The sequence below is a fragment of the bacterium genome (assembly GCA_021372775.1).
Taxonomy (GTDB): domain Bacteria; phylum Acidobacteriota; class Polarisedimenticolia; order J045; family J045; genus JAJFTU01.
In genome coordinates this window covers 1-8,757 of sequence record JAJFTU010000376.1, presented here as the reverse complement: position 1 = coordinate 8,757, position 8,757 = coordinate 1, and the positions used below count along the sequence as shown (strand labels likewise).

The following is an 8,757-nucleotide window of genomic DNA, read 5'->3' as shown; positions in this document are numbered from 1 at the left end:
TGACGGAGACGGGGCCGCAGACCGGCGTGTTCGTCGCGCAGCTGGCGACGATCGCGGCCGCGCGCTCGCAGGACGGCAAAGTCGCGGTGGCCGACGGCGCGACGATCACGGTCCGCTACGCCGACGCCGCCCCCGCCGCGCGGACGGTGGACGCGACGACGCCGGTGGACTGCCGGGCGCCCGCGATCTCCGACGTCGTCGTGACCGCGACCGACGTCGACGTCACGGTGAGCTGGACCACCGACGAGCCGACGACGACCCGCCTCGTCTGGGGCGCCGCCGCCCCTCCGACGACCGTCGTCGACGGGGCGCCGGTCTACACCACCGCGCACAGCGCGACGGTGCGGAAGCTGTCGGCCTGCACGACCTACTACTTCGACGTCGTCGCCGAGGACAAGGCGCGCAACGCGACGACCGACGACCAGTCGGGCCTGCATCGGCCGACGCAGACCGGCGGGCGGATCTTCTCGTTCAAGGACACGGTCGAGAACGGGCAAGGCCTCTGGACCCCCAAGAACGGCACGGGATCGGCGTTCCACGTCTCGACCTGCCGCAGCCACTCGGCGACGCACGCCTGGAAGGTCGGCGCGGTGGACTGCGACGGCTCCTACGCCGCGAGCACTTCGTCCTCGCTGGAGTCGGCGACGATCGACCTCGGGGCGGCGGGGCACGGCTACCACCTGCGCTACTGGGAATGGGGAAACACGGAGATGAACCCGGAGTCGGGCGAGATCTACGACAAGTGCGCCGTGCAGATCAGCGCCGACGGCGGCAACACGTGGACCGACCTCGTCGAGCCGTACGGCGGGTCGAGCAACGGCTGGGCGTTCACCGACCTCGACCTCGCCGCGTACAGCGGACCGGTGAAGCTGCGCTTCCACTTCACGTCCGACTACGACTGGCAGCTCGAAGGCTGGTACCTCGACGACATCGAGGTCTCCCGCGCCGGCGCCTGCGTCGCGCTCCCGACCCGGACCGGCCTGGGAATCGTCGACGCCTGCCACGGCGCGGGCGCCGCCGCGGACGGCGTCGCCGACCCCGGCGAGCACCTGCGGCTGCCGGTGACGCTGACCAACAACGGGCCGATCGTCGCCTCCCGCCTCGCGGCGACGCTCTCCACGACGGCGCCGGGCGTCGTCGTCACCAACGGCGCGACCCGCTTCCCCGACCTGACGGCGGGGGCGACGGCGACCTCGATCGACCCGCAGTTCACCGTGGCGATCCCGGCCGCGGCGACCTGCGGCACGCAGATCCCGTTCACGATGCACATGACCAGCGACGCCGGCTCGTGGGACGACGCCTTCGCCGTGCAGGTCGGCGCGAACGTCGCCGGCGCGCCGACGAAGCTGCTCGACGAGCACTTCGACTTCCCGAGCGGCGCCTCGTCGTCCTGGCTGCCGACCGGCTGGAAGTTCGCGCATTCCGGCAGCCAGCAGGACTGGAAGATCATCACCTACAGCTCGTCCTACGACTGCACCGGCAACGGCAAGTCGGGGATGTTCCACTACACCGGCTCGACGGCGTCCGACGCCTGGCTCTTCTCCAAGGGGCTGGCCCTCAAGGCGGGGACGACCTACACGCTCGGCTTCAACGTGAAGTCGTACAACTCGGGCATCTGGTACATGGGCGTGAACCTCGCGATCAAGCTCGGCAACGCGCAGGACGCCGCGCACATGACGCTCGGCGACCTGTGGAGCACGGAAGGCTTCACCAACGCGGGCTGCGTCGCGCAGAGCCTGACCTTCACCGTCCCGGCCGACGGGACCTACTACCTCGGCGTCCACGACGTCACGCCGGCGAGCACGAGCAGCGCGCCGATCGTGGACGACTTCGTCCTGACCGCGCCCAACTTCACGTGCGCGGTCCATGCCTGCGCTCCGGGGACGCTGACCGCGCCCGGCGAGACGGCGACGGCGATCGACGCGGAGCTGAACTGGACGGCGGGGAGCAAGGACACGCTGCAGTGGGGCGCCGATCCGGCGGCGACGAGCGGCTACCGCCTCTACCGCGGCGCCTTCGCCGACCTCGCGCACCTCGCGGACGGCCAGCCGAACTCCTGCCTGCGCTGGAGCGGCGCCGCGACGACGACGGGCGCGACGCTGACCGACGCGCCCGCGGGCGGCGCCGTGCAGTGGTTCCTGCTCAGCGGCGTCAACGACGCCGGCGAGGGGCCGGCGGGCGCGGGACGCACGCTGGCGCCGCGCGGACTCTGCCAGTAGCGCGGAACGGGCCGCCGCGGGGCGCGCGGGCGTCCGCGGCGGCGCCGCTTCGAAGAACGAGCGGCGGGAGAGGGGACGCGGGGCGCGGCGCGCCTCGACGGCACGAACAGGGGAGGAGTTCGAAATGACGCGATCCTTGGGGCGATGCAGTGTCGCGCTCGCGCTCGCGGCGTGGGCGACGTTCGGTTGGGCGGAGACGGGGCGGACGACGGCCTCGGCGCGGCCCGCGCCGGCCGCGCTCGCCGGGGCGCAGTTCCTGGCGGCGGCGGACCTCGACGGCGACGGCCGCGCGGAGTTGATCGGCGCCGACGCCGGCGGACGCCTCGCCGCGGCGAAGGCAGAAGGGACGACGACGGCCGCGGCGTCGCTCGCCGCGGGCGGGCTGGTCGCGGCGGGCGACGTGGACGGCGACGGCCGCGTCGAGGTCGTCGTCGCGGCTGGCTCGGCGCTGGACGTGCTGCGCGCCGACGGAAAGGGCGGGTTCGAGGGCGTGGCGCGGATCGCGCTGCCGGGAACGGCGACGGCGCTCGCGGTGGGCGAGATCAACCGCCCCGACGGCGTCGCCGACATCGTCGTCGGCGTCGAAGGGGCGCGCCTCGTCGTCTTCCAGTCGATCTACGGCGCGGCGAAGGCCGTTCCGGAGGTCGTCGAACTGCCGGCGGACCCGTGGTCGATCGCCCTCGGACATCTCGACGCGGCCTACCCCGCGGACGTCGCGGTCGCCACGGCGAAGGGCGTGTTCGTCGCCCGCGGGATCGACCGCGCGGCCGATCCGCGCGCGACGCTCCGGTTCGCCGCGGCGCCGGGCGTCGACGAGGCGCGCGACGTCGTCTTCGGGCGGTTCGCGCGCGGCGCGGCGGTCGAGCCGGGGCTGGCGGCGCTCGACGGCGACGGCGCGGTCCGGATCCTCTCCTATCGCGACGGGCGGTGGACCGCGGAAACGCGCCTCGCGGGGCCGCGGGGCCTGACGCGGCTGGCGGCGGCGAAGATCACGTCCGCCCTCGGCGACGACGTGGCGGCGATCGATCCCGACAACCGCTCGATCGTCGTCGCCTCGGCGACGGGCAGCGAGTCGCTGGAACTGCGCGGGACGCCGACGGCCCTCGTCGCGGCGCCGCTCTCGGGGCGCGGCCGCGCGGACCTCGCCGCGGCGATCGCCGGCGGCGGCGCGGAGTTGCTGCCGCAGCGCGAGCCGATCCCCTTCGTCGTCGACGACGCGTCGGACGACGCGGCGACGGCGGCCGACGACGCGAACCCGGGCGACGGCGTCTGCGCGACGGCGGGCGGGACGTGCACGCTGCGCGCGGCGATCATGGAGACGAACAAGAGCGCCGGCCCGACGTCGATCACCTTCAACTTGACGACGCCCTCGATCGCGCTGAAGCAGGCGCTTCCGCCGCTCGTGCAGGCGACGACGATCGACGGCGGCGCGGCGCGGGTCGAGCTGACGCCCGACGCGAGCGCGGCCGCCTCGTTCGTCGGCCTCGATCTCTCCGCCGACGCGACGGCCGGGACGACGAGCGCGGGAAGCGTGATCCGCTCGCTGGTGATCGACCGGATGGGATCGTGGGGCCTGCGGATCGCGACGGCGGGGAACAGCGTCGAGAACTGCTACGTCGGCCCGACGGCGGCCGGCGCGGCGCCCGCGACGAAGAACAACGGCGGGATCTTGATCACCGGCGCCGGCGCGACGGGGAACATGATCGGCGGCGCGACGGCCGACAAGCGGAACCTGATCTCCGGCAACTCGACCGCGGGGATCCGGATCGACGCGGGCGCGTCGGGGAACACGATCGCCGGCAACTACGTCGGCACGAACGCGGCGGGAACGGCCTATCTGGTCTCGAGCCCCGGCGACGGCGTCCAGATTCAAGGCGGATCGACGAACAACGTGATCGGCGGCGTCGCGGCGGCGCCCGGATCCGCGCCGGGGAACGTGATCTCCGGCAACGGGTCGTACTCCGGCGCCTACGGGATCAACGTGAAGGACGCCGGCACGAACGGGACGCTGATCCAAGGGAATCTCGTCGGTCCGCAGGCGAGCGGCACGGCGGGGATCGGCAACGGCAGCGTGGCCCACGTGATGGTCCAGGGCGGAAGCGGCGCGACGACGATCGGCGGCGCGGCGGCCTCCGCGCGGAACGTGATCTCCGGCAACGGCGGCTACAACAGCAACTACGGCGTGGAGATCAACGGCTCGAGCGACAACCTGGTCTACGGCAACTACCTCGGCGTGGACGCGACGGGCGCCGCGCAGTTGAAGAACGGCCGCTCCGGCGTCTACCTGACGAACGGCGCGAAGAACAACAAGATCGGCGACCTCGCCGACGCCCCCGGACTGCCGCCGGGGAACGTGATCTCCGGCAACGGCAACGGCGCGCCGACCAGCGACACCGACTACCGCGGCGGCGTGACGATCGAAGGGAGCTCCACGACCGGCAACTTCGTCCGCGGAAACATCGTCGGCCTCGACGCGGCCGGGACGAAGTCGCTGCCCAACGCCGAGGCGGGGGTGCGGATCCTGCTCGGCGCCGGGAACACCGTGGGCGGCGCCGACGTCCGGGCGCGGAACGTCCTCTCCGGCAACGGCCCGGGCAGCGGCAGCCAGGCCGCCGACGGCGTGGCCGTCTGGGGCGCGGCGAACACCGTGATCCAAGGGAACTACTGCGGCGTCGCGCCCGACGGGACGAAGGCGATCGCCAACGCCGGCGCCGGGATCCGGGTGATGACGAAGAGCGGCTACACGTTCGCTTCCGGCACGACGATCGGCGGCCAGACCGCGACGCCGGGCGCGGCGCCCGGCAACGTCGTCTCCGGAAACAGCGGCGACGGCATCGCCCTCGTCGGAACGAGCTCCTCCGCGCAGAACGTCCTCAACACGGTGATCAAGGGGAACCTCGTCGGACTCAACGCCGCGGGGACGGCGGCGCTCAAGAACAACGGCTCGTTCGGCGTACGCATCGACGCCGCCAAGGGAACGCAGCTCGGCGGCGGGCAGGCGCTCGACCGGAACGTGATTTCGGGGAACAACGACGGCGTGCGGATCTACAACGCAGACGGCGTGTCGGTGCAGGGGAACTACATCGGCCTCGCCGCGGACGGCGCGACCGCCGTTCCGAACAACAACAGCGGCGTGAAGATCTCGACCGGAGCGACCAACGCGACGGTCGGCGGCGACGCGGCGACGCCGGGCGCGGCGCCCGGAAACGTGATCTCGGGGAACAAGTGCTCGGGCACGTACCCGAACGACGCCGCGGTGAAGGTCGAGTACACGTCGGGACCGAACACGATCGCCGGCAACCTGCTCGGCGCGGACGCGACCGGGACGACGGCCGTTCCGAACCTCGGCGACGGCGTGGACATCGTCAGCTCCGCGGCGGGGACGACGGTCGCGAGGAACGTGATCTCGGGCAACGCCAAGTACGGCGTCGAGATCGCCGCCTCGGGGATCTCCTCGCCGACGAAGATCGTCGGCAACTGGATCGGCGTCGCCGTCGACAAGACGACCGCGTTGGGCAACACGCTGGCCGGGATCAACGTCGGCGCCGGCGGCGCGGGGAGCCTGATCGGCGGAACTTCGGGCGCGACCCCCGGGGCCTGCACCGGCGACTGCAACGTCGTGGCGAACAACGGCGGCGCGGGAGTCGTCGTCGGCGGCACCTATTCCAACAACGCCGTGGCGATCCGGGCGAACTCGATCTACGGCAACGGCGGGATCGGCATCGACCTCAAGGGGGACGGCGTGACGCCGAACGGCGCGAATCCGGGGAGCGGCGCGAACAACCTCCAGAACTACCCGATCCTGACCGCGGCGCAGTTCGACGGCGCGAACCTCACGGTCGGCGGCGTGATCAACACCAGCAAGAACACGGCGGTCACGATCGACGTCTTCGGCAACGCGCAGGTCGATCCCACCGGCTACGGCGAAGGACAGACCTACCTCGGCGCCGCGACCTGCACCACCGACGCGAACGGCTTCTGCGCCTTCACCACGGCGCCGATCGCCGTCGCCGCGACCAACATCGTCGCCACCGCGACCGACGCCGGCGGCAACACCTCGGAGTTCTCGCACTACTTCGTCAACCCGTCCGGCGGCGTGCCGGCGAGCGGGGACGGCATGGTCCTCGTGACCAAGGGCGGCGACGGCAAGCTCGGGCTGTCGTTCGGCGCGGCCTGCGGCGCGACGACTTACGCGTTGTACTCCGGCGCGACCTCCGTGCCGCAGCAGGCGCCGGTCTGGAGCGGCTTCGTCTGCGACGTGAAGAGCGGCGACGCCTACGACCCGACGGTCGCCCCGGGCGACGTGCACTACTTCGTGATCGTGGCGCAGAACGGCGTCACCGAAGGCTCCTACGGAACCGATTCCAAGGGCGCGGAGAGGGCGCCGCACGGCGCGACGCTCTCCGGCGCCTGCGTCCTGCCGCAGTCGTTGAGCGTAGGCTGCCCCTGAGCGCTCCGCGGCTGTTAGGTGGCCGCCGCGGTCCCCTTCGCGAGGGGGGCCGCGGCGTTTTCTTCGGCGCCTTTCGAGCGCGCGGGGCGGGTGGTAGACTTCGCGCCGCCGGCGGACGAGAACGGTCCGCGCGGGCGGGCGAGGAGCGACGATGCTGGAACTGGCCGGAGACCTCGATGCGCGCGAACTGAGCTTCGGGATCGTGCTCTCGCGCTTCAACAACCGCGTCACCGACGTGCTCCTCTCCGGCGCCTTGGACGCGCTGGCGCGGCACGGGGCCAACGAGGAGCGGATCATCCTCGTCCGAGTGCCGGGCGCCTTCGAGATCCCGCAGGGGGTGCGGATGATGGCCCAGGGCGCCTGCGGCCGCGCGAACGCGCCGATCCGGCCGGACGCGATCATCGCCCTCGGCGCCTTGGTGCGCGGCGAGACGCCGCACTTCGACCACCTTTCGGCCGTCGTGACGCGCGACCTCGCGCAGATCGCCGCCGAAACCGGCGTGCCGGTCGCCGACGGCGTCCTGACCTGCGACACGCTGGAGCAGGCGATGGAGCGCGCCGGCGGCAAGGGCGGGAACAAGGGGTTCTCCTGCGCGATGACGGCGATCGAAATGGCCAACCTCCGCGGCCTGCTCGCCGGGGGGCGCTGAAGCGTGGGCGAAGAGAGCGGATCGCGGCGCAAGGGACGCGCGGCGGCGTTGTCGATGCTTTACCAGCAGGACGTCGCCGGCGGCGGCGCCGAAGTCAACATGGCCGCGTTCTTCGACAACCTCGCCGACGAGGCGCTCGACCCGCGCGCGCGCCGCTTCGCGGAGCACCTCTTCCGCGGCGCGACGCGGCGGATGGAGGAGCTCGACGGGCTGATCCGCGCCGGGGTGGACAACTGGCGGGTGGAGCGGATGGCGGTCGTGGACCGCAACGTGATCCGGCTCGCGCTGTTCGAGCTGCTCGACGATCCGAGCACCCCCGCGGCGGTGATCCTGGACGAGGCGATCGAGCTGGCGAAGGCGTTCGGCGGCCAGGAATCGGGCGCTTTCGTCAACGGCGTGGCCGACGGCATCCGCCGGCGGCTCGATCGCGGCGAACTGACGCGGGGCTGAAGCGGGCGCTCACTCGGCCGGCTTCCGCCGGCGCGCGCGCCGCAGGTAGATCGACAAGTCCATGAACCCACGGTCGCCGGCGACGTCGGCCGGCGTGCGTCCGGTCGTCATCGCCGCGCGCGGATCGGCGCCGCGGGCGAGCAGCCGCTTGACGAGTGCCGCGTCGCCGCGCTTCGCGGCGAGGTGGAGCGGCGTCACCCCCGCGCCCGCGACGGCGCCGGCGTCGGCGCCGCGCGCCAGCAGGGCGTCGACGATCTGAAGGCCGGCGCGGCCCGCCAGCGCGGCGTGAAGCGGCGTGTTGGCCGTCGCGTTGGCGGAGACGGCGCGCGGGTCGGCGCCCGCCTCGAGAAGCGCGAGGACCGCTTCCGCGCGGCCGAAGAACGCGGCCAGATGGAGCGCGGTCCATCCGTCGCTTCCGCGGGCCTCGATCGTCTCGGCGTCGGCTTCCGCGAGGAGTTTCGTCAGCCGCGGCATGTCCCCGAGCGCCGCCGCCTCGCGCAGGTCGGGCGCCGCGGCGAGGCGCCGCGCCAACTCCTCCGCTCCGGCGAAGAGGGCGACGATGGCGAGGCTCTCCCCCTTGTGTCCCCGGTGCGTCGCGACGGCGGGATGGTCGCGCAGAATCGTCTCCGCGGCGGCGACGTCGCGGGCGCGGAGCGCGTCGATCATCGCTTGGGCGTGACCGGGCATGCGGCGACCCTCGACCGCTGAATGTACGGGCGACGGCGGGCGGGCGGCGACGGCGGCGAACCGCCGCGCGAGGCGGGGGCGGGACGGAGGGGCGGAGACGCCTCGGGCGCCGGGAAAAGCGCGCGAAGGAGACTCCTCGATCGCGGCGGAAGGCGCGCGGAGCGGTTCGGTCAGGGGTGTCCCCAGCCGAGCTTGTTGCGGAGGGTCGAGAAGAAGGTCTGCCCGCCGGGGTGGATCAGCCGCACGCGGTGCGCGGCGAAGGAGAGGAGGATCGTCTCGCCGGGGGCCAAGGGGAAGCTGAC

At 73.0% G+C, this 8,757-nt stretch carries 5 protein-coding genes; 4 read left to right on the top strand and 1 reads right to left on the bottom strand.

Annotation, left to right across the window (positions count from 1 at the left end; all coding sequences use genetic code 11):
• The 4 genes from LLG88_12445 to nusB all read left to right on the top strand — a co-directional run.
• Positions 1-2,219: immune inhibitor A (locus tag LLG88_12445; GenBank protein ID MCE5247713.1), on the top strand; the 2,219-nt coding region annotated here is incomplete at its 5' end.
• 124 nt (positions 2,220-2,343) lie between these two features.
• On the top strand, positions 2,344-6,669 hold the full coding sequence (locus tag LLG88_12440) for a right-handed parallel beta-helix repeat-containing protein (GenBank protein ID MCE5247712.1): 4,326 nt from the start codon (positions 2,344-2,346) through the stop codon (positions 6,667-6,669).
• A gap of 151 nt (positions 6,670-6,820) precedes the next feature.
• Positions 6,821-7,318, top strand: a complete 498-nt coding sequence (gene ribH / locus LLG88_12435; protein MCE5247711.1) for a 6,7-dimethyl-8-ribityllumazine synthase — start codon at positions 6,821-6,823, stop codon at positions 7,316-7,318.
• A gap of 3 nt (positions 7,319-7,321) precedes the next feature.
• Positions 7,322-7,768, top strand: coding sequence for a transcription antitermination factor NusB (gene nusB / locus LLG88_12430; protein ID MCE5247710.1), 447 nt, complete (start codon positions 7,322-7,324; stop codon positions 7,766-7,768).
• Positions 7,769-7,777: 9 nt separating this feature from the next.
• Here nusB and LLG88_12425 read toward each other — a convergent pair whose 3' ends face one another.
• Positions 7,778-8,455 (bottom strand): ankyrin repeat domain-containing protein, encoded by a 678-nt coding sequence (locus tag LLG88_12425; protein ID MCE5247709.1) that lies wholly within the window; start codon positions 8,453-8,455, stop codon positions 7,778-7,780.
• Positions 8,456-8,757 lie beyond the last annotated feature (302 nt).

Coding starts and splice junctions, on each gene's coding strand:
- LLG88_12440 (MCE5247712.1), top strand. CDS start 2,344: ATGACGCGATCCTTGGGGCGATGCAGTGTCGCGCTCGCGCTCGCGGCG.
- ribH (MCE5247711.1), top strand. CDS start 6,821: ATGCTGGAACTGGCCGGAGACCTCGATGCGCGCGAACTGAGCTTCGGG.
- LLG88_12425 (MCE5247709.1), bottom strand. CDS start 8,455: ATGCCCGGTCACGCCCAAGCGATGATCGACGCGCTCCGCGCCCGCGAC.